This is a genomic window from Rhodococcus sp. B10 (genome assembly GCF_011770055.1).
Lineage (GTDB): Bacteria > Actinomycetota > Actinomycetes > Mycobacteriales > Mycobacteriaceae > Rhodococcoides > Rhodococcoides kyotonensis_B.
In genome coordinates this window covers 60,203-80,111 of the sequence record NZ_JAAFYV010000014.1, presented here as the reverse complement: position 1 = coordinate 80,111, position 19,909 = coordinate 60,203, and the positions used below count along the sequence as shown (strand labels likewise).

General features: G+C 65.3%; 18 protein-coding genes, 1 pseudogene and 1 riboswitch. Of the genes and pseudogenes, 13 read left to right on the top strand and 6 right to left on the bottom strand.

From position 1 onward, the window contains the following. Positions 1-36 precede the first annotated feature (36 nt). Entirely contained in the window at positions 37-384 is a 348-nt protein-coding gene (locus tag RhoFasB10_RS11590) for a PLD nuclease N-terminal domain-containing protein (RefSeq protein ID WP_068429742.1), read from the top strand. Positions 385-411: 27 nt separating this feature from the next. On the opposite strand, the gene RhoFasB10_RS11585 is transcribed toward RhoFasB10_RS11590, so the two are convergent. Genes RhoFasB10_RS11585 through RhoFasB10_RS11575 form a run of 3 tightly spaced genes read right to left on the bottom strand, consistent with a single transcriptional unit; the run spans position 412 to position 3,232 of the window. After that, positions 412-1,200 carry an ABC transporter ATP-binding protein gene (locus RhoFasB10_RS11585; protein ID WP_068429741.1) on the bottom strand — a complete coding sequence of 263 codons (789 nt, stop codon included), beginning with the start codon at positions 1,198-1,200 and terminating at the stop codon, positions 412-414. After that, a complete protein-coding gene (locus RhoFasB10_RS11580) occupies positions 1,197-2,231 on the bottom strand; it encodes an iron chelate uptake ABC transporter family permease subunit (RefSeq protein WP_068430075.1) in 1,035 nt (344 codons plus the stop codon). The genes RhoFasB10_RS11585 and RhoFasB10_RS11580 overlap by 4 nt, the downstream gene beginning before the upstream one ends. A 5-nt stretch (positions 2,232-2,236) precedes the next feature. Then, positions 2,237-3,232 carry an ABC transporter substrate-binding protein gene (locus tag RhoFasB10_RS11575; protein WP_157105396.1) on the bottom strand — a complete coding sequence of 332 codons (996 nt, stop codon included), beginning with the start codon at positions 3,230-3,232 and terminating at the stop codon, positions 2,237-2,239. An 82-nt stretch (positions 3,233-3,314) separates the two neighbouring features. After that, a riboswitch (cobalamin riboswitch) is annotated at positions 3,315-3,453 on the bottom strand. A gap of 171 nt (positions 3,454-3,624) precedes the next feature. Here RhoFasB10_RS11575 and RhoFasB10_RS11570 point away from each other — a divergent pair. After that, a complete protein-coding gene (locus RhoFasB10_RS11570) occupies positions 3,625-5,481 on the top strand; it encodes an anthranilate synthase family protein (RefSeq protein WP_068429740.1) in 1,857 nt (618 codons plus the stop codon). Here RhoFasB10_RS11570 and RhoFasB10_RS11565 read toward each other — a convergent pair. Further along, complete coding sequence (locus RhoFasB10_RS11565; RefSeq protein WP_068429737.1) at positions 5,469-6,662, bottom strand: MFS transporter; 1,194 nt, start codon at positions 6,660-6,662, stop codon at positions 5,469-5,471. The two genes, RhoFasB10_RS11570 and RhoFasB10_RS11565, sit on opposite strands and share 13 nt — an antisense overlap. 47 nt (positions 6,663-6,709) lie before the next feature. Here RhoFasB10_RS11565 and RhoFasB10_RS11560 point away from each other — a divergent pair, with 47 nt between their 5' ends. The 4 genes and pseudogenes from RhoFasB10_RS11560 to RhoFasB10_RS11545 form a co-directional block, all read left to right on the top strand. Next, the gene (locus RhoFasB10_RS11560) at positions 6,710-7,717 is read left to right on the top strand and encodes a LacI family DNA-binding transcriptional regulator (protein ID WP_167676495.1); all 1,008 of its coding nucleotides are present in this window, start codon (positions 6,710-6,712) and stop codon (positions 7,715-7,717) included. Between the two features lie 123 nt (positions 7,718-7,840). Beyond that, the gene (locus RhoFasB10_RS11555; protein ID WP_167676493.1) at positions 7,841-8,722 is read left to right on the top strand and encodes an EAL domain-containing protein; all 882 of its coding nucleotides are present in this window, start codon (positions 7,841-7,843) and stop codon (positions 8,720-8,722) included. A 13-nt stretch (positions 8,723-8,735) separates the two neighbouring features. Further along, entirely contained in the window at positions 8,736-9,149 is a 414-nt protein-coding gene (locus tag RhoFasB10_RS11550; protein WP_068430069.1) for a TIGR03668 family PPOX class F420-dependent oxidoreductase, read from the top strand. A gap of 214 nt (positions 9,150-9,363) precedes the next feature. Beyond that, a pseudogene (locus tag RhoFasB10_RS11545) lies at positions 9,364-9,654 on the top strand (GNAT family N-acetyltransferase); the annotation flags it as partial. Here the strand turns inward: RhoFasB10_RS11545 and RhoFasB10_RS11540 are convergent. Further along, entirely contained in the window at positions 9,639-10,619 is a 981-nt protein-coding gene (locus RhoFasB10_RS11540; RefSeq protein WP_167676491.1) for a hypothetical protein, read from the bottom strand. The pseudogene RhoFasB10_RS11545 and the gene RhoFasB10_RS11540 overlap by 16 nt on opposite strands. Positions 10,620-10,907: 288 nt before the next feature. Here RhoFasB10_RS11540 and RhoFasB10_RS11535 point away from each other — a divergent pair, with 288 nt between their 5' ends. The 7 genes from RhoFasB10_RS11535 (at position 10,908) to RhoFasB10_RS11505 (ending at position 18,590) form a co-directional block, all read left to right on the top strand. Continuing rightward, positions 10,908-12,149 carry a fatty acid desaturase gene (locus RhoFasB10_RS11535; RefSeq protein ID WP_068429723.1) on the top strand — a complete coding sequence of 414 codons (1,242 nt, stop codon included), beginning with the start codon at positions 10,908-10,910 and terminating at the stop codon, positions 12,147-12,149. Positions 12,150-12,327: 178 nt separating this feature from the next. Further along, positions 12,328-15,564, top strand: a complete 3,237-nt coding sequence (gene lysX / locus RhoFasB10_RS11530; protein ID WP_206030813.1) for a bifunctional lysylphosphatidylglycerol synthetase/lysine--tRNA ligase LysX — start codon at positions 12,328-12,330, stop codon at positions 15,562-15,564. Between the two features lie 16 nt (positions 15,565-15,580). Then, positions 15,581-16,468, top strand: coding sequence for an alpha/beta hydrolase (locus RhoFasB10_RS11525; RefSeq protein WP_068429717.1), 888 nt, complete (start codon positions 15,581-15,583; stop codon positions 16,466-16,468). Between the two features lie 75 nt (positions 16,469-16,543). After that, complete coding sequence (locus RhoFasB10_RS11520) at positions 16,544-17,551, top strand: beta-ketoacyl-ACP synthase III (protein ID WP_068429714.1); 1,008 nt, start codon at positions 16,544-16,546, stop codon at positions 17,549-17,551. Positions 17,552-17,662: 111 nt separating this feature from the next. After that, positions 17,663-18,064: a PPOX class F420-dependent oxidoreductase gene (locus RhoFasB10_RS11515; protein WP_167676487.1), complete on the top strand. Its 402-nt coding sequence runs from the start codon at positions 17,663-17,665 to the stop codon at positions 18,062-18,064. Between the two features lie 7 nt (positions 18,065-18,071). Beyond that, entirely contained in the window at positions 18,072-18,254 is a 183-nt protein-coding gene (locus RhoFasB10_RS11510) for a hypothetical protein (RefSeq protein WP_068429709.1), read from the top strand. Between the two features lie 45 nt (positions 18,255-18,299). Beyond that, a complete protein-coding gene (locus RhoFasB10_RS11505) occupies positions 18,300-18,590 on the top strand; it encodes a DUF4190 domain-containing protein (RefSeq protein ID WP_068429708.1) in 291 nt (96 codons plus the stop codon). Positions 18,591-18,633: 43 nt separating this feature from the next. Here RhoFasB10_RS11505 and RhoFasB10_RS11500 read toward each other — a convergent pair whose 3' ends face one another. Further along, positions 18,634-19,842 carry an MFS transporter gene (locus RhoFasB10_RS11500; protein WP_167676485.1) on the bottom strand — a complete coding sequence of 403 codons (1,209 nt, stop codon included), beginning with the start codon at positions 19,840-19,842 and terminating at the stop codon, positions 18,634-18,636. Positions 19,843-19,909: the final 67 nt, after the last annotated feature.

Sequence of the window (19,909 nt, the reverse complement as noted above, 5' to 3'; positions counted from 1 at the left end):
TGGCTAAATACCGCCTGGTCTGTAGGAGGACGAACGGTGCCGTACCTGGGCTTGCTCATCATGATCCTGTGGGTGTTCTGTCTGATCGACGTGATCACGGCCGACGAGGGCGGCGTCCGGCACCTGCCGAAGATGATGTGGCTGCTGCTGGTGATCTTCATCCCGCTCGCGGGGTCGATCGTATGGCTGCTCGTCGGCAGGCCAATCGGTGGCGGTATCTGGGGTGGGGCAGGCGTGCCGCAGCGACGCAGCAACTCCGCGTATCCCGAGTACGACACCCGGCCCGGCCGCGCCGTCGGAACCACACCCGAGGCCGACGCGGAATTCCTGCGTCAGTGCCGCGCCCGCGCCGAGGAGCAGCGACGAAAGGCCAGGGGCGAGTAGCGGACGTGCGCGCGAATGTACAGCCCGCTATACATTCGCGCGCACGTGCCCGGTGCGCCGACGATACGTGACCTGCAGATACGTCCCCGACTCGTCGAGTTCGACGTCGGCGTGCACGTTGTAGACCTCCCGCACCAGGTCCGCGGTGATGACGTCGACCGGCGTTCCCGTCGCCACCACCCGACCGTCGCGCAGCACCACGATCCGGTCGCAGAACATCGCCGCCAGATTGAGATCGTGCAGGGCGATGAAGCTGGTCAGCGGCAGTTCGGCAACCAACGCCAGTATGTCGAGCTGATGTTGGATGTCGAGGTGATTGGTCGGTTCGTCGAGCAACAACTCCGTTGGCTCCTGCGCCAACGCCCGTGCGATCTGCACACGTTGACGCTCACCGCCGGACAACGTGTGCCACAACCGGTCCGACTTCGACGTCATCCCGGTGTTCTCCAGGGCGCGTGCGATGGCACGATCGTCGGCGGCCGCGTCGCCGCCCAACAGTCCCTGATGCGGAATGCGACCGAGCCGCACGACGTCCCGCACGGAGATGTCGACGTCGGTGGTCGCATGCTGATCCACCATCGCCACCCGCCGCGCTATCTGCTTGCGTCGCAACGACATCATCGCGTCGCCGTCGAGTGTCACCGAGCCGTGGTCGGGCGTCACGATGCCGGCGAGGATGCGCAGGAGCGACGACTTGCCGGACCCGTTGGGGCCGATCAAGCCCACGGTCTCCCCCGCCGTGGGCTCGAAATCGACGCCGTCCAGGATCGTGTGCCCCGAGCGAGCCCACCGAATTGCTTTGCCACGAATGGTCATCGAGCCCTCCGCATCCGAAACAGAATGACCGCGAACGCAGGAACACCGATCAGCGCGGTCACCACGCCGACCGGAATCTCCTGCGGTTCGAACAACGTGCGTGCGACGGCGTCGACCCACACCATGAAGATGGCGCCGACGAGAACCGTCGTCGGCAACAGACGCCGATGTCGCGAGCCGACGAGGAACCTGGCCGCATGCGGCAGCACGAGGCCGACGAATCCGATCGCCCCCGCCGCGCTGACGAGCATCGCCGTGATCAACGCCGTGATGACGAGCAGAAGAACACGAATCCACTTGACGGACACACCGAGCGACGCGGCCGCGTCGTTGCCGAACGTGAAGGCGTCGAGCGCCGACGCGTACAGCAAGCAGACGACGATGCCGACCGCGCAGACGGTGCCGCACAGGACGACGTCGTCCCAGTCGGCACCGCCGAGTGAGCCGAGCAGCCAGAACAGAACCCCTCGTGTCTGTTCTGCGTCTGCCGACGAGATCACGATGAACGACGTCAGGGCCGAGAACAATTGCGTCCCAGCCACTCCTGCGAGGACGACGCGATCAGTGCCACCTCCCGCACCCGCGGCGAGCAGCATCACCAACACGAACGACAGCGCCGCCCCGACGAACGCCCCCGACGACAACGACAGCATGCCGCCGCCGACGCCGAGCACTGCCACCAGCACCGCCCCCGTCGACGCTCCGGACGAGATACCGAGAACGAACGGATCCGCCAACGGGTTTCGCAGCAACGATTGCATGATCGCGCCGCACAGCGCGAGCCCCGCGCCGCAGATCGCCGCCAGCAACGTCCGAGGAAGCCGTAGTTCCCAGACGATGCCGTCCTTGATCCTGCTGACGCCCGAATCACCGAAACCGATGTGCTGCAACACCACTCGGTATACGTCCGAGATGGACAGATCGGCGGGACCGATGGTGATCGCCAGAGCGATCGACAGTGCGAGAACGACCACCCCACCGAGCAGAAGCGGGGCGAGTACGCTCCGCTTCTGCCTCGGCCGCTCCAGCACCGACGTCACTTCGCCAGGCCCCAGTCCTGCAGTGCGGCAGCAACTTTCTCGACGCCGTCGACCGTTCTGATCGACGGATTCAGATCGGCGCCGTTCACGACGATGTACCGTCTGTTCGCCACTGCGGGCAGGCGCTGCGTCACCGGATTGGTTTCGAGGAACTCGATCTTGGAGTCAAGCGCGTCTCCGGCCAATGTGCGACGGCTCAGATCGGCGAGAACGAAGGCCGTCGGATTCCTGTCCGCGACGGATTCCCAGCTGACCTGCGGCCATTCGTCGGTCGTGTCGGCGTAGATGTTGTCGGCGCCGACGGAGTTCGTGATGATGCCCGACGACCCGCAGCAACCGGCCATGTAGGGCGTAGCCGTGTCGGCGAACCAGTAGACGAGCGACGTGCCCGACGCATTCACCGTCGACGATGCCTTCTCGAAGCGATCCTGCAGCTCGGCGACGAACTGCTCACCGCGCTCCCGGACGTCGAAGATCGCGGCGAGTTCGCGCACTTCGTGGTACACGGTCTCGATCCGGAGCGGCTCGGTGCGTGCGCCGTCGGAGTTGACGCTGTCGTCGGTCTTGCCGTTGCAGTCCGTCGGCGACAAATAGTTCGGGACGCCGAACTGCTCGAACTGGTTGCGTTCGGCGACGCCACCCGGGCCGAGGGTTCCACCGAACGACGCCGTCACGAAATCCGGTTCGGTGTCGAGCACCGTCTCGAACGACGGATTGTTGTCGGACAGGCGCGGTACCTTCTCGTTCTCGGACGCGAGGTTGCTGCGCACGGGGTCGGTCCACGTCGCCGTGCCGACCATGCGATCCGCGAGACCGAGGCTGAGCAGAATCTCCGTCGAACCTTGATTCAGAGAGACAGCGCGCTGCGGTGGTGCGTCGACGACGACGTCCTGGCCGCAGTTGGAGATGGTGAGGGGGTAACTGGAGTTGCCGTCGGCGGTCTGGCTGGGCGCGTCGGTATCGGTGGAGGCGCACCCGGCGAGAACGAGCATCGCCAGCATGGCCGACGCCACAGGCTTACGTAGTGTCATAGGGAGCCGAACTTCCTACTAGGGGCTCGTGTCGCGGAGCCGCGGGACGTACGTCGTGCGGAGCAAGCGATCGGACTCCTGCTCGGGCAGAGCAGTCACCGTTGCGCGTCAGTCCCGGATTCGCACCGGGTTCCCTTGCACCTCACGCGGCCGCAGGTGCGGCCTCGGTGACCATATCCTGCTCTCGATGTGTACAGTGACCCGACATGTACGCATCGATATCCGTCGCAGGATCCTGGTGGTGGCGCTCCTAGGCGCCCACACTTCGCGTATTTCATGCCGTGGCCGCCTCTCGAGGCGGCCATTTTCATGTCTTTCTCGGGAGTCCGCACAACTTACGAGAGAGGCAACCCGTGAACGAACTACTGTCCGACGCTCTCCGCGGCGACGAGCCATTCGCCGTCATCAGCCGCCAGGGCGGGGTCGACGTCCTGGTCGGCGACGTCGTATCGGTGGACTCGCTGGCCGACATCCCCATCGATGGCGACTCGGACGTACTCGCCCTCGTACCGTTTCGGCAGATCCGGGAGCGTGGGTTCGTCTGCCACGACGACGGCGCGCCGCTGGAATGCCTGCTCGTCCGCTCGCGGTTCGCCGTCACCGTCGACGAGGTCGTGGAGGCAATCGACCCTGGTGAGCTGACGTTGACCGACGGCCGCTTCGAACCGGGCGACGACGAGTACGCCTCGATCGTCGAGAGGGTTCTGGCCGACGAGATCGGTACCGGCGCCGGCGCCAACTTCGTCATCCGACGGGACTTTCGCGCCCAGCTCGACGATTCCGTCGGGTCCGGCCTCGAGATCTTCAGACGATTGTTGCTCGGCGAATCCGGTTCGTATTGGACGTTCTTCGTGCACACGCCGTCGGTGACGTTGGTCGGTGCGACGCCCGAGCGACATGTCGGTTTCGACGGGCGCTCGGCATTCATGAATCCGATCAGCGGAACGTACCGGCATCCCGTCGAAGGACCCTCCGGTGCGGGAGTACTCGAGTTCCTGGACGACGCGAAGGAGAATGCCGAGCTGTTCATGGTGGTCGACGAAGAGCTCAAGATGATGAGTCGAATCTGCGATCACGGCGGACGCGTCGTCGGGCCGAGACTCAAGCAGATGGGCCATCTGACGCACACCGAGTACGTCCTCGTCGGCGAGAGCGATCTCGATCCACGAGACATCCTGCGTGACACCATGTTCGCGCCGACGGTCACCGGATCACCGATCGAGAACGCGTCGCGCGTCATCGAACGGTACGAGACATCCGGGCGTGGCTACTATTCCGGTGTCCTCGCGTTGTTCGAGGGTCGCGACGGCGTCACGACGGTCGACGCACCCATCCTGATCCGTACCTGTGAAATATCGCCGACCGGTGCACTGAAGATCTCCGCCGGGGCCACGTTGGTGCGCAACTCCATTCCGGAACACGAAGTGGCCGAGACGCGTTCGAAGCTCGGCGGCGTGCTGGCGGCGTTGGGAGTCGAGGCTCGGCGGCCGTCGGGTGAGAATGCCGTTCGGCTCAGCGAGTTTCCAGGCGTCGCCGACGCGTTGGCGCGGCGCAACGAGAAGCTCGCGTCGTTCTGGATGAATGTGCAGCCCGAGGCCGCGGGTCCTTCGCGCGGAACAGCCGTCGTCGTCGACTTCGAGGACCAGTGGACTGCGATGCTCGCGCACCAGCTGCGGCACCTCGGGATGGGCGTGACGGTCGTGCGATGGGAGGAGTTCACGTCGTCGACCGCGGACCTGCTGGTGTGCGGACCCGGGCCGGGCGATCCGTCGGACATGTCGGATCCGCGCATCGTCCGCGCGGGAGAGATCGTGCGGGAACGACTGTCGACGGGTGAAGCCTTGCTCGCGATCTGTTTGAGCCATCAGGTCCTCGCGCGCGAACTGGGATTGGACCTGGCTGCACTGCCTCAGCCGCAGCAGGGTGTGCAGAAGACCGTCCGCGTGTTCGGCGAAGAGCGGACCGTGGGGTTCTACAACACCTTCGTCGCCCGGCCCGGCAACATCGCGGGGGTGGACGTGTCGGTGGACGAAGGGCACGTCAACGCCCTGCGGGGTCCGGGTCTCGAGTCCATCCAGTTCCACCCGGAGTCCGTGCTCTCGACCGACGGGATCGCATTGCTGTCCGGGTTGGTGGACAGGTTGGTGGGTGCGCGGGTGGGGCTGGCCTTCGCCGCCGGAGCGAGGGTGACATCCGGTCACTCGGAGTGAGCAAGGGACGCCTTCGGTCGATCCGGGGAGGCGAAGGTACCCCGCCCCAGCACCACCGTCACGAGGGCGGCGACGACCAGCACGCATGCTGCTGCCGTCACCACCGCGATACTGCTCCGATCGATGATCACGCCCCCGATCAGCGCTCCCGACGCGATGGCGACCTGGAACGACACGACATAGATCGCCGACGCCCGATCCGGATCCGGGCGTGGGGTGTTCAGCACCGAGGACTGCAGGCAGACCGGGACGGTCGTGAAGGCCAGCCCCCACATGCCGATCGCCAGAACGGCGAGTGCCGCGAGCGAACCCGGCGCCGACTGCAGGGTCGTCCACAGAATCAGCAACGCTGCGGCGACGACGCTCAACGACACGATCGTCGAGTGCCGCGGCCACCGGTCGAACGTCTTGCCGATGATCCAGATTCCGATGACGCCGCACAGTCCGTAGAGCAGGAGCATCAGTGTGAGCGTCGTGCCGATCGACCCGAGACCACGGTCGACGAGCAACGAGAAGTACGTGTACGCGATGAAATGCCCGAGGACCGCGAGAAATGTTGCGACACAGATCAGTACGAGAGATCGATCGACGACCTTTCCGCGACTCGGTCCGGCGTCGACGGCCTCCATTCTCGGAAGTACGGCGAACAGGGTCACGGCGATGACCGCGGACACCACCCCGATACATGCTGCGGCCGTGCGCCATCCGAGCCACTGCCCCAACGCCGCGGTCAGCGGATTGCCGGCGACGAGCGCGAGTGACGTTCCCGCGTACACCGTCGCAATTGCTTTGCCCCGCATGGTCGGCGCAACGAGTGAGGCCGCGACGGGCGCGACGACCGCCCAGAACACGCCGTGCGTCGCCGCGCAGATCATGCGTGCGATCACGAGCATCGGATAGCCGACGGCGACCGCGGACAACAGTTGCGACAACGCCAGCGCCGCAACGGTCACGACCACGACTCGCCGACGCGGCCATCGGCGAACGAACGTGATGAGCGGCATCGTCATGACCGCGACACCGTAGGCATAGAAGGTCAGAAGCAGGCCGACGCTGGACTCGCTGACGCCCATGTCCGACGAGATCTCCGGGAGCAGGCCTATCGGCAGCGTCTCCGCGGTCACGTAGACGAACGCGGCGGCGGCGAGCACCACGAGTCGGAGAACAGTCGAGCCAGGCATGCTGTGTATCGTTACACATCAGGCTCGCCAGCCGCTAGTCTGACCCCATGAGCACCCGCCCGACCATGGCCGATGTCGCCCGCGCCGCCGGGGTGTCGACCATGAGCGTCTCCTACACCTACAACCAGCCCGGGCGGGTGTCCGGATCGACCAGGGACCGCGTCCTCGCCGCCGCGTCCGAACTCGGCTACACCGGACCGCACCGAGCGGCGAGTTCACTGCGCAGCGGAAAGACGAACAACCTGGGCGTCGTCCTGACCGAGAAGCTCACCTACTCGTTCGAGAACCCCGAAGCCCGCGCATTTCTCTCCGGTATCGCCGAAGCCTGCCTCGACACAGACACCGGACTCGTCCTGCTCCCCAACTCGCGCATCGGCGTCGACCTCGACAGAATTCGCGACGCCCACGTCGACGGTTTCGTACTGTGGACGACGGTCGCCGACGACCCCGTCCTCGACATCATCACGGCCACAGGGAAACCCGCGTGCATCCAGGGCGGACCGCGACATCCCGGCATCGAATTCATCGGAATCGACGACGCGTCAGCCGCACACGCCATCGGCACCATCGGACTCTTCGGCGCCCGGCGACCCGCGATCATCAGCTTCCCGTGCGACCGCGAGCGGATAGCCGAGACAGTCCTCGGACCCGAACCCGAGAACGCCACCTTCCCGGTGACGGCTGCCCGCCTTGCCGGGTACCGGCGAGCGGTCGTCGAATATGGGTTGGGGTGGGAGCAGATACCGGTGGCGTTCGTGCCGACGAACGCACGCGCGGAGGGCGCGGTTGCGGCGCGGACTCTGCTCGACGACTACCGTGCCGACGCGATCCTGTGCACCAGTGACGATCTGGCGCTCGGTGTGCTCGACGCGGGCGCATCGGGTGTTGCGGTGACCGGGTGGGACGACTCGGAGGCGGCCGGGGCGGCGGGACTGACGACGGTCGCACAATCCCTGTACGACCAGGGCCGGAACGCTGCGCGCTGGGTACTCGGGTCGCTGTCGACGCTCCCGCAGGCCGAGTGGTCCGTGGTGGTGCGAGGTTCGACGAGGTAGCGGATTCGCGTAGCTGCGATCAGAGGGCCGACGACGCTAAACGGGGAAAGAGTTTTGTTTGTGGCGTCAAAGCAGACTTTGAGGTTATTCTCTTCCACGGCCGACCGGCCACTAGGGGGGAGCATGAGCAGAGAGCGTGCCGAGCCCCGCCCTGCGCCCGGCCGCCACGGCTTCGCCGAGGATCTGAGCGACGACCACCGTGCGCGTCTCGACATTCTGGAGCGACTGCGCGGCGCCGCGATGACCGAGCACGAGCTGCAGATGCTCTACCAGCCCATCGTCGATCTGGCGTCGGACACGATCGTGGGCGCCGAGGCGCTGATCCGCTGGAACCACCCCGAGCTCGGATTGCTGCTGCCCGGCAACTTCATTCCACTCGCCGAACAGTCCGACCTCATCATCCCGCTCACCGATTGGGTGCTCGACGAGGTCGGCCGGACGATGTCGGCCTGGCAGCACCGGGACATCTCGGTCCAGGTCGGCATCAACGTCAGCCCGCTGCACTTCGCGGCCGGCACACTTGCGACGGACGTCATCGGTGTCGTCGACCGCTTCGGTATTCCACCCGGCCGGTTCGTGATCGAGCTCGCCGAGTCGACGTCGCTGCACGACATAGATGCCGTGGTCGAGCAACTCACCGACGTTCGTGAGCATGGGGTCCTGGTCGCCATCGACGACTTCGGCTCCGGATTCTCCTCGCTCGAACGGCTCGCGACGCTGCCCGTCGACATCCTCAAGATCGACAAATCGCTGACGCAGCACCTGGACAGCCACGACGGCGAGCGACGACGGACGATGTCCGCCCTGTGCTCCGCGGTCATCCACGTCGCGCACGAGCTGGGGATGGACACCGTCGTGGAAGGCATCGAAACCTCCGCGCAACTCGACGTGTGCATCGACATGGAGGTGACCTCCGGACAGGGCCACCTGCTCGGACGTCCCATGGTCGCCTCGAAGTTCGAGACGGCAAGGCTGCGCAGCGGTGCACGCAGCGAATCGGCGTGACAGTGTCGTCGGTATGAAGATCGACGACGAAATCGGGCGGTTCGGCGAGGCCCGACGAGCACAGCTGTCCACCGTCAACGCCGACGGCACGCCACACCTCGTACCCGTCGTCTTCGCCGTAGTCGACGAGCGAATCGTCACCGCGATCGACTGGAAGCCCAAGACCACCCAGAAGCTTCGGCGGCTCGAGAACATCCGCGCCGACCCTGCCGTGAGCCTCATCGTCGACCACTACGACGAGGACTGGACCAAGCTGTGGTGGATCAGGGCCAGCGGTTCGGCGCGCATCGTCGACGCCGACACACCGGAAGGGTCCGCCGCCCTCGACGCGCTGGTCGGCAAGTACGAGCAGTACGCCTCCGCCAGGCCCCAGGGTCCCGTCATCAGCGTCGGGAGTCTGACCTGGCGGTCGTGGCGGGCGTCGTGAGGGGTGGTCGGTAGCCCGGGCCCATGGGCCGCCCCGGGCGCGTGCCCCCATTCGGCCCCATTCGGCCCCATTCGGAGCGAGGGTGACATTCGGTCACTCAGAGTGAGCAAGGGACGCCCTCGGTGCATCCGGGCGCGTGCCCCCATTCGGAGCGAGGGTGACATCCGGTCACTCAGAGTGAGCAAGGGACGCCCTCGGTGCATCCGGGACGCTCGGCAAAGCGGGCCTCCACCGACGCGGACCCGGCTGCTTCGAGCTCGGTTACTGGCTGACCGCCGACGCCGAGGGACGCGGCGTCATGACCGCGGTCGCGTCGACACTCACGGACGTCGCACTGGGCATTCGACACGTCACACGCGTCGAAATTCATTGCGACGCAGCCAATCTACGAAGCCAAGCGGTCCCCCGACGCCTCGGATACCGGCTGGCTCGCGTCGTCGATCATCCGATCACGACGCCGAGCCAGACCGGTCGTCAGATGATCTGGGTCTACGATGCCTGCTGACGCCACTCGGCCAGCGGAATTGCGCGTAGGTTCGGACGTGGCCGCTGCTTGGCCTGCTCGTACGCGCGCTCGAGGTCGGCGATCACTCGATCCGGTTGTGTACGAATCGTCTTCGGTGTGTGCGCGAGCACGATGGCGCCGTGCCCCTGAATGTGAGCACGTCGTTCCAGTGTCTTCGCGAACTCCGCCGGCGCAGAGTGATGCAGGAAGGATTCGACCTCGAACGCTAGGTAGACGTTGTCCTCGAGCAGATCGACGATGGCGATGAACTCGCCCGACGCCGTCAGAAGCACCCAGTTGGCCTTCATCGGCGGCAGTCCGCTTCTCTCGCACAAGGCGCGGGCTTCGACCTCGGCCACCGAATGAGCACCCGACGCCAACTCACGCAGAACGCGTCGTGGCAGCGCACTTCCGCGACCATTACCTGCTTTCAACTCGACGAGCAGCGCCTCGATGTCGGCGTCGCCCCGCTGTACGACCTCCGCGATGAGCGCCGTGATCCGTGCCGGGTCACTCATACGACGGACCGCGTCGAGAAGACAGCGATCGATGGGTGCGACGGGCAATCCGGACTTCGTCGTCACTTCCGGTATCCGCCAGGTGCGCTCGACGACGACGAATTCGGCGTCTTTACGGTGCTGCTCGTGCGGGATGAGCAGACCGACGTCGTTGGCCTGGAACCCTGCCGAGTATCCGTGAAGACCGAGCCCGGTGCGTCCGGTCAACAGGCAGTCGGGTCCCCCGTACATCACCGCCGCCGTCTGCCGCTGAAGTACGCTCGGAGGACCGTTGTGCAGCAACACAAGCCCGGGCAACATCCGTTGCCACGGACCACCTGAAGTTCTGTCGATGATCGTCTTCGCTCCCACCCCCATCCCCCGCAATACCGACGTGCGTATTACGCCGTTCTTGGATTTCGCGCGCAGTGCCGCGAAGTTGTCGTCTGCCCACTCCCCACGTTTCATGCGGGCATCGAACATGGCGGGTACGACACATTTCCGACAGTTCGGGCGTATCTCACAGGTGCCTGTGGATAACTCGTCGAACTGTGGATAACTCGTGGGCTCCGACGGGTTGGTGGACCGAGGGCGCCCCTCGCTCACTCTGAGTGACCGTATGTGACATTCGGTCGGCGAGACCGGCACCCCCGCCAACCAGAACCCCCACGAACCTCGACGCCACTGCCCACTGTCCGTACCGTTGGGTTGGCAACGGGGCGTCGGGGCCGACTCGGATTTTCGCAAGGGGGAAGCATGGCGATCACGGACATCAAGGAGTACGCCCATCTGACCGAGGCCGATATCGAGGCACTCGGGAAGGAGCTCGACGCGATTCGACGCGACGTCGAGGATTCACGCGGCGAGCGGGACGCGAAGTACGTTCAGCGCACCATCACGTTCCAGCGCTCGCTGATGGTGGCGGGCAGGCTCGTGCTGTTCGCGAGCAAGAAGAAACCGGCCTGGCTGTTGGGGTCGGCGTTGCTCGGTGTCGGCAAGATCATCGAGAACATGGAGTTGGGCCACAACGTCATTCACGGCCAGTGGGACTGGATGAACGACCCGGAGATTCATTCCAGTAACTGGGAGTGGGACAACACCTGCCCGTCGGCGGGGTGGAAGCATTCGCACAACTTCACCCATCACAAGTACACGAACATCGTCGGGCTCGACAACGACGTGGGCTACGGCATCCTGCGCATCACCCGCGACCAGGAGTGGCACCCGAAATACTTCGCGCAGCCGCTGGTCAACGCACTCCTGGCGACGTTCTTCGAGTGGGGCGTCGCGCTGCATCACCTCGAGACGGACAAGCTCCGGACCGGCGAAGTGAAGTGGGAGGACAAGAAGGAGATGGCGGTCGACGTCGTCCGCAAGATCGGCAGGCAGGTCGGCAAGGACTACATCCTGTTTCCTCTGCTGACGGGTCCCGCCTGGAAGTCGACGTTGACGGCGAATGCGACGGCGAACTTCATCCGCAACTACTGGTCCTACGGCGTCATCTTCTGCGGTCACTTCCCGGACGGTGCCGAGAAGTTCACGCTCGCCGAGTACGAGAAGGAAACGCAGCCCGAGTGGTATCTGCGACAGATGCTGGGCAGCGCCAACTTTCACGCCGGACCCTTAATGGCGTTCATGAGCGGCAACCTCTGCTACCAGATCGAACATCATCTGTTCCCGGATCTGCCGAGCAATCGGTACGCCGAGATCTCCGTCAGGATTCGCGCTCTGTGCGACAAGTACGACCTGCCGTACACGACGGGTTCGCTCGCGCATCAATACGGGCAGACACTGCGCACCATCATGAAACTGTCTCTGCCGAACCGGTTCCTGTCGGCGACGTCGGACGATGCACCGGAGACGTCGTCGGAGCTCAAGTTCCGTATTCGCGGCGGTATCAAGGAAGTGTTCGGCGTCGACCCGGCAACCGGCAAGCGCCGAGGTCTGAAGACGGCGCTCGCCATGATCGGAAAGCACACGCCGGTGCACACCGCTTGACGGAATGATCCGTGCTCGTCTGCCGTCAGCGCTACCGTTGCCAGGAGGTAGCAGGTAGCACTGACGGCAGGAGTGGGCAGTGACGAGCACATCGGTGTCACCGGAGGAGTCGGAACGCCACGGACGCGACACGGAGAAGTCGGCTCCGCGCGCATTCGTTCCTCCCGCGCACGGTCGGCTGACGGAAGTTCCGCACATCGCCGGGCTGGTGCTCGGGGTGTACGCGGTCTTCGTGTTCCTGTGGAGCCTGTCGCCTGCGTTGCGCGTCGTCATCCGGGTGCCGCGTGAGTACATCGACACCTACTATTTCGACGCCCCCGACACGTCGCTCTCGTGGGCGCTCGTCGTCGGCATTCTCGCGGCGGCGCTCGCGAGCCGCAAACGCATCGCCTGGTGGTTGTTGACGATCTACCTGGTGCTGCTGGCACTCACGAACATCGCCGAAGGCATCGACACCGGAAAGGTCGATGCCTGGATCGCGCTCGGCGTCCATCTCGTCGTCATCGGAATCCTCATCGCGTCCCGACGCGAGTTCTACACCCGCGTCAGGCGCGGCGCCGGCTGGAAAGCACTCGGGGTGTTGATTCTCGGTGCCGTCGTCGGCACCCTCGTCGGCTGGGCTCTCGTCGCGCTGTTCCCCGGCACTCTCCCGGAGAGCCAGACCTTCCTGTGGGCATTCAACCGCGTCACCGCGCTGGCGACCGTCGACAACGAGCAATTCGACGGTCGGCCACACGGTTTCGTCAACACCCTGCTCGGGCTGTTCGGCGCGCTCGCACTGCTCGCCGCGACCATCACGCTGTTCCGCTCACAGCGCTCGAGCAACGCACTGACCGGAAGCGACGAGTCGGCGCTACGCGGGCTGCTCGACAAGTGGGGCGCCGACGACTCGCTCGGATACTTCGCGACGCGTCGCGACAAGGCCGTCATCTTCGCACCGAGCGGCAAGGCAGCGGTGACGTACCGCGTCGAGATCGGCGTCTGCCTCGCCAGCGGCGATCCGATCGGAAACCCGGAGGCGTGGCCACACGCCATCGACGCGTGGCTCGGACTCGCCGAGAAGTACGGGTGGTCGCCTGCCGTCATGGGCGCAAGCGAGACCGGTGCGACGGCGTTCAAGCGCGCCGGACTCAACGTCCTCGAACTGGGCGACGAAGCGATTCTGAACACCAAGCATTTCAATCTGAACGGCCGAGAGATGCGCCCGGTACGACAGGCCGTCAACCGCGCCCGCAAGGCCGGCGTCACCGTCGAGATTCGACGGCACCGCGACATCCCGGCACCGGAGATGCAGGACATCATCGAGTGCGCCGACGCGTGGCGCGACACCGAGACCGAGCGCGGCTTCTCGATGGCACTGGGCCGCCTCGGGGATCCGCTCGACGGTGACTGCCTGCTCGTCCAGGCACGTCAGGGCGAGAAGACCGTCGCCGTTCTGTCGCTCGCGCCGTGGGGTCGCACCGGTGTGTCGCTGGATCTGATGCGTCGCGACCCGCAGTCACCGAACGGCGTCATCGAACTGCTGGTGACCGAACTGGCCACCGGCGGCGATCAATTCGGCGTCCAGAAGATCTCGCTCAACTTCGCGGTGTTCCGTTCGGTGTTCGAAGAAGGCAGCCGCATCGGCGCGGGTCCGGTACTGCGCATCTGGCGATCGGTGCTCGTCTTCTTCTCCCGGTGGTGGCAGCTGGAGGCCCTGTATCGCTCGAACGTGAAGTACCAACCGGAGTGGGAACCGCGCTACCTGTGCTTCGCCGACAATCGCGAACTCCCGAAGGTCGGGATCGCGTCGGCCATCGCCGAAGGCTTTCTGACGCTCCCCAGTTTCCGACGCGCGAGCAAGCACACCGGCAGTCACGTCGCGGTGCCTGCGGCGCTCGTCGGCAGCGAGCAGATCCACAGCGACGGCAGTGGGCCCGACACGGTCGACGACGAGCTCGTGTCGGTCGGCCCGAAGCGCCCCGACCAGGTGCGCGTCCGCATCGCAAAGCTGAACAGGCTCAGCGGAGACGGCGTCGAAGGCTACCCCGTCGCATATCCGCCGACGCATACCGTCGCCGATGCACTCACTGCACCACAGGGCACATCGGTCCGAATTGCCGGCCGTATCCTGCGAATTCGTGATTACGGCGGCGTCGCGTTCGCCGTCGTACGCGACTGGACCGACGACATCCAGGTGCTCTTCGACCGGATGCGAGTCGGCGACAAGCTCGACTCGTTCGACTCCGACTTCGATCTCGGTGATCTCATCGAGGTCAGCGGCGTCATCGGCCGTAGCAAGAAAGGTGAGTTCTCGCTGCTGGCGTCGGACTGGCGCATGAACGCCAAGTGCCTGCATCCGTTGCCGGACAAGTGGAAAGGACTCACCGACCCGGAATCCCGTGTGCGACAACGCTATGTGGACCTTGCGATCAACCCGTCCGCACGGAAGCTCATGATCGCGCGCAGCAATGTCGTGAAGTCACTACGAGATTCGTTGTCCGACCGCGGGTACATGGAAGTCGAGACACCCATCCTGCAACAGGTGCACGGCGGTGCCAACGCTGCCCCGTTCGTCACCCACATCAACGCGTACAATCTCGACCTGTACCTGCGCATCGCACCCGAGCTCTATCTCAAACGACTGTGCGTCGGCGGCATCGACAAGGTCTTCGAGATCGGCCGAGTGTTCCGCAACGAAGGCGCCGACTTCAAACACAACCCGGAGTTCACGATCCTCGAGGCATACGAAGCGCACAGCGATTACGAGCGCGCAATGGTGTTGTGCCGCGAGCTGATTCAGAAGGCGGCCGTCGCGGCGCACGGCCGCGAGATCGTGCTGCGACCCGACGGTCCGAACGGCGAGATGATCGAGATCGACATCTCCGGCGAATGGCCCGTCAAGACACTGCACGGAGCCGTCGCCGAGAAACTCGGAGTCGACGTCGCACCGGACACCCCGCTTCAGGAGCTGCAGCGACTGTGCGACGAGAACGACATTCCGTACGAAAAGGATTGGGACGCAGGCGCCGTCGCACAGGGCATGTACGAGCACCTCGTCGAGGACTACACCGAATTCCCGACGTTCTACAAGGACTTCCCGACGTCGATGTCACCGCTGACGCGTCCGCACCGCTCGATTCCCGGCGTCGCCGAGAAGTGGGACCTCGTCGCGTGGGGCGTCGAACTCGGGACCGCGTACAGCGAGCTGACCGATCCGGTCGATCAGCGTCAGCGACTGACCGAGCAGTCACTGCTCGCGGCAGGCGGGGACGAGGAGGCGATGTCTCTCGACGAGGACTTCCTGCAGGCACTCGAGTACGGCATGCCGCCCACCGGTGGACTCGGTATGGGCGTCGACCGCGTCGTCATGCTCATCACCGGCGGCAGCATCCGCGAGACCCTCGCGTTCCCTCTGGCGAAGCCACGACAGTGACGGCGTCGACGCTGGAATGTTTCACATGAAACCACCCGGCGAGTTCGTGACAGTGCATGGTCTGCGTACCCACGTACTCGTCACGGGCGGCGGTCCGGCGGTCGTGCTGTGCGGCGGACTCGGAGGTAACTGGTTCGATTGGAACGACTGTGTGGACATCCTGTCGCCGTTCCACACCGTCGTCGTGTTCGACCGCCCGGGCTTCGGGCTCAGCGAACCACTACCGCGCGGAACGACGCCGACGGCCGCCGGGGAGGCCGACCGCATCCTCGCGGTACTCGACGCAGTGGGACTCACCGAGCAGGCTTACGTCGTCGGCCACTCGATCGCCGGGTTCTACGCCGAGGCGTTCGCCCGGCTGCACCCGAGCCGAACGGCGGGCATTCTGCTGCTCGACTCCAGTGCCGAACGCGACCCGTGGGCGGTGATCCCGAAGTCGATACGCATATCGGCGGCGTACGGCCTCGCCACGACGTCGAGCGCGAGCGGTGTGCAGTACGTGCTCGGGCCGACGGTGCGCAGAATTCTCAACCACTCGATCCCGCCTGACGGCATTCCGATCGAGACGTACGACTGGATTCGGCAGATCTACCGCACCCCGTCGTACCTGGAAGCCGCGATGATCGAGAACTTCGTCTACCCCGACATGGCGAGCGAGCTGAATGCGATCCGTCGTCGGACACTCATGCCGGACGTGCCCGTCACGGTCGCCGCCGCCCACACCGGGCGCCCGACGCCATGGGGGCGCGCGTGGATTCGCAAACAACGACGGCTCGCGCAGTATCTGAACGCCGAGTTCGCCGTCGTCGACGACGCCCATCATCACGCGATGATCGACCAGCCGGAGGTCGTGTCGGGCCTGATAGCGAGGTTGGTGTCACATCACGAAGGCGTCGACACGTAACGTGTTCCCCGAGCCCGCAGCCCAAGACCCGAGCCCAAGCCCGGCGATGGCGCGGTAGCACGAAGGGAACCAGAGATGGGTACGCCGATCAGCACGACCCAGGGTCGTCAGTCCAAGCTTCTCGGTTTGGGCGTCTACAGGCCCGAACGAGTCGTGACCAACGACGAGATCTGTGAGTTCATCGACTCGAGCGACGAGTGGATTCAGACGCGGTCCGGGATCAAGAACCGACGTTTCGCCGAGCCCGAGGACAACGTCGTCAAGATGTCCATCGAGGCAGGCAAGAAGGCACTCGAGGCCAGCGGCGTCTCCGCCGACCAGATCGACACCGTCATCGTGGCGACGTCGACGCATCTCGAACTCACTCCGCAGGCCGCCGCGAAGGTCGCGCACGGTCTCGGCACCAAGGGCCCGGCCGCATTCGACATCTGCGCCGGATGTGCTGGATTCTGCTACGCACTGGCCGTCGCATCCGACCTGGTCAAGGCGGGCACCGCCCAGCACGTGCTGGTCATCGGTGCCGAACAGCTCAGCCTCACCACCGACCCGTACGACCGCACGACGCGATTCATCTTCGCCGACGGCGCGGGTGCCGTCGTGGTCGGAGCCAGCGACGAGACCGAGATCGGACCCGTCGTCTGGGGTTCGGACGGATCGCAGTCCGACGCCATCGTCCAGACCATCGACTGGTACGACTACATCACCACTGCGGACGCCGAGCGTCCGTGGATCAAGATGAACGGCATCTCCGTCTTCCGCTGGGCCGCGTTCGAGATGGGCAAGGCCGCACAGAAGGTTCTCGACGTCGCGGGCATGAAAGCCGACGAGGTCCATGCCTTCGTCCCGCACCAGGCCAACAGCCGCATCACCGAGCTTCTCGCCAAGAGCCTGAACCTGCCCGACGAGACGCCTGTCGCCAACGACATCGCCGAGACCGGCAACACGTCGGCCGCGTCGATCCCGCTGGCGATGGAAGAGCTGCTGCGCACCGGCAAGGTCAAGCCGGGCGATTCCGCGCTGCTGCTCGCATTCGGCGCCGGCCTCTCCTACGCGGGCCAGGTCGTCAAGCTTCCGAAGCTGTAACACATCGCGTCGAGATCGAGGTTGTGCCGGCGAAACACGGTTTTCGTGGGCACAACCTCGATCTGGGCGGGAGTGGAGTAGGTTTTCGACGCGCTGGGTACCTTTGGCTACATGCCGAAGCCACCGTTGCCTGCAGATGCCGTCGAACTCCTGAAGAAGCCGAACCCGGCCGTCATGGCCGTCGTGCGCGCCGACGGAACGCCCATCACCGCTCCCACCTGGTACCTGTGGGAAGACGACAAGATCGTCCTCAACTTCCAGGCCGACCGTAAGCGCCTCGAACACATCAAGGCCAACCCCAAGGTCTCCATCTCCGTGCTCGACGAGGCCAGCTGGTACACCCACGTCACCGTCCACGGCACCATCACGCTGCAGGACGACCCTAACGTCGTCGACATCGACCGCATCTCGACTCACTACACGGGTGAGCCGTATCCCGTGCGCGACCAGGCGCGTGTCACCGGGTATCTCGAGGTCGACGCCTACGTCGGGTGGGGCAAAGTCAGCTCGTGACCTCCGCATGATCTCCTGGCCGGTCGCCGTCACCATCGCGTCGGTGTGCGTCGGATTCGTCTTGTTCGTGTCTGCAGCCGCAGGCGCTCAGCAACGATGGAATCGCCGACGCGTCATCGCCCTTCTGGTGGCGGCGATCTGCTGTCTCAGCGTCGTGCCGTTGACGGTGGCGCTGGCAGCTGCGGTCTGACACGACCGAATTGCCCGATATTCGGGCCGATGCGAGACTTTGCTGATGGCCTATCAGCAGGGACCGTATCCGGGCTACCGATTTCAGCCTCCCCGTCGAACGAACACGATGGCGATCGGTGCGCTGATCTGCGGCGTCTTCGGGCTGTTCACCGGCATTGCGGGCGTCGTCGCCGTCGTTCTCGGCCATATCGCGCGCAACCAGATCAAGCGAACCGGTGAGCAGGGTGCCGGGATCGCGCTGGCCGGGCTGATTCTCGGCTACCTGAGCGTGGTCCTACTGGCGGTCGCGGTCACGGTGTACGCCCTGGTCGTGATCGCGTTCGTCACCGCGTGAGTGCGCTTCGCACCCGTCCGCGGATAGTTGCACCCTGGCCCGACTATCCGCGCACGAGCCGCGCAGCGGCGGCCGCGGCGACCGCAAGACTCGCGACGAACACCGCCATCGCCGTCCAGCCGAACTGCTGGTAGACGACGCCGCCGACCCAGCCGACGAGGGACGAGCCGCCGTAGTAGAAGAGGTTGTACAGCGACGTGGTCTGAGCGCGGCCGACCGTCGCGCGTTGACCCGTCCAGCCCGACGCGATCGCGTGGGCGGCGAAGAATCCGACGGTCAGGATGACGAGTCCGACCAGAATGACGATCAGATTGCTGCTGATCGTCAGCGCGACACCGGCGATCATGACGGCCGTCGACCCCGCGAGTACCGGACCACGGCCATGCTTGACGGCCAACTGCCCGGCGACTCGTGACGACACCGTGCCGCTCAGGTACGCGACGAAGATCAGGCTGATCAGCGACTGCGGCAGACCGAACTGCGCACTTTCGAGGCGGAAACCGAGGAAGTTGTAGATCGCGACGAACCCGCCCATCAGCAGGAAGCCCTGCGAGTACAGCGCGAGCATGCTCGGTTCGCGCAGGTTCGCCCACAGCCGTGCCCCGAGTGACGGCCCGTCGGACGTGCCACCGACGAACCGTCGCGGCGTGGGGGCCAGAAACAGGAAGAGGCCTGCGGCGACGGCCGCGATGATCGACACGGTCAACGTCCCGACACGCCAGTTCGTGAATTCGCCGACGGGTCCCGCGACGATGCGTCCGAGCAGCCCACCGAGCGTCGTGCCCGAGACGTAGGTCGCGGCAGCGAGCGCGGTGTGGCTGCGGTGGACCTCCTCGCTCAGGTAGGCGATGGCGATCGCGGGCAGTCCGCCGAGAGCCGCGCCCTCGAAGAAACGTAGCGACAGCAGCATCGGTAGCGAACCGGACAGCGGAACGACGAGTCCCAACATCGTCGCGACGACGATGGAGACGGACATGGCACGGACGCGTCCGATGCGGTCGGCGACGATCGACCACGGCAGGACCGACACGGCGACGCCGACGGTCGCCAACCCGACCGCAAGAGACGACTGCGACGGCGTGATCTGCAGGTTCGACGCGATGAGCGGCAGGATGCCCTGCACCGAGTACAGCTGAGCGAACGTCGCGATGCCGGCGAACAACAGCGCGGCGACGAGTTTCTTGTACTCGCGCGATCCCCGCGGATGCCCCTCCCAGCCATACCGCTGGACTTCACTGACCGATGCACTCATTGCCTCGACGTTAGAAGTCGTGGGGAACATACGTCCAATGCATGACGGCACCGCTTTTCATGCGTCG

Bases quoted from the DNA above. Each gene is read 5' to 3' on its own strand.
- RhoFasB10_RS11510 (WP_068429709.1), top strand. From the start codon at position 18,072: ATGATCTCCTGGCCGGTCGCCGTCACCATCGCGTCGGTGTGCGTCGGA.
- RhoFasB10_RS11565 (WP_068429737.1), bottom strand. From the start codon at position 6,662: ATGCCTGGCTCGACTGTTCTCCGACTCGTGGTGCTCGCCGCCGCCGCG.
- RhoFasB10_RS11515 (WP_167676487.1), top strand. From the start codon at position 17,663: ATGCCGAAGCCACCGTTGCCTGCAGATGCCGTCGAACTCCTGAAGAAG.
- RhoFasB10_RS11550 (WP_068430069.1), top strand. From the start codon at position 8,736: ATGAAGATCGACGACGAAATCGGGCGGTTCGGCGAGGCCCGACGAGCA.
- RhoFasB10_RS11560 (WP_167676495.1), top strand. From the start codon at position 6,710: ATGAGCACCCGCCCGACCATGGCCGATGTCGCCCGCGCCGCCGGGGTG.
- RhoFasB10_RS11540 (WP_167676491.1), bottom strand. From the start codon at position 10,619: ATGAAACGTGGGGAGTGGGCAGACGACAACTTCGCGGCACTGCGCGCG.
- RhoFasB10_RS11535 (WP_068429723.1), top strand. From the start codon at position 10,908: ATGGCGATCACGGACATCAAGGAGTACGCCCATCTGACCGAGGCCGAT.
- RhoFasB10_RS11555 (WP_167676493.1), top strand. From the start codon at position 7,841: ATGAGCAGAGAGCGTGCCGAGCCCCGCCCTGCGCCCGGCCGCCACGGC.
- RhoFasB10_RS11520 (WP_068429714.1), top strand. From the start codon at position 16,544: ATGGGTACGCCGATCAGCACGACCCAGGGTCGTCAGTCCAAGCTTCTC.
- RhoFasB10_RS11505 (WP_068429708.1), top strand. From the start codon at position 18,300: ATGGCCTATCAGCAGGGACCGTATCCGGGCTACCGATTTCAGCCTCCC.
- RhoFasB10_RS11525 (WP_068429717.1), top strand. From the start codon at position 15,581: ATGTTTCACATGAAACCACCCGGCGAGTTCGTGACAGTGCATGGTCTG.
- RhoFasB10_RS11585 (WP_068429741.1), bottom strand. From the start codon at position 1,200: ATGACCATTCGTGGCAAAGCAATTCGGTGGGCTCGCTCGGGGCACACG.
- RhoFasB10_RS11500 (WP_167676485.1), bottom strand. From the start codon at position 19,842: ATGAGTGCATCGGTCAGTGAAGTCCAGCGGTATGGCTGGGAGGGGCAT.
- RhoFasB10_RS11575 (WP_157105396.1), bottom strand. From the start codon at position 3,232: ATGCTCGTTCTCGCCGGGTGCGCCTCCACCGATACCGACGCGCCCAGC.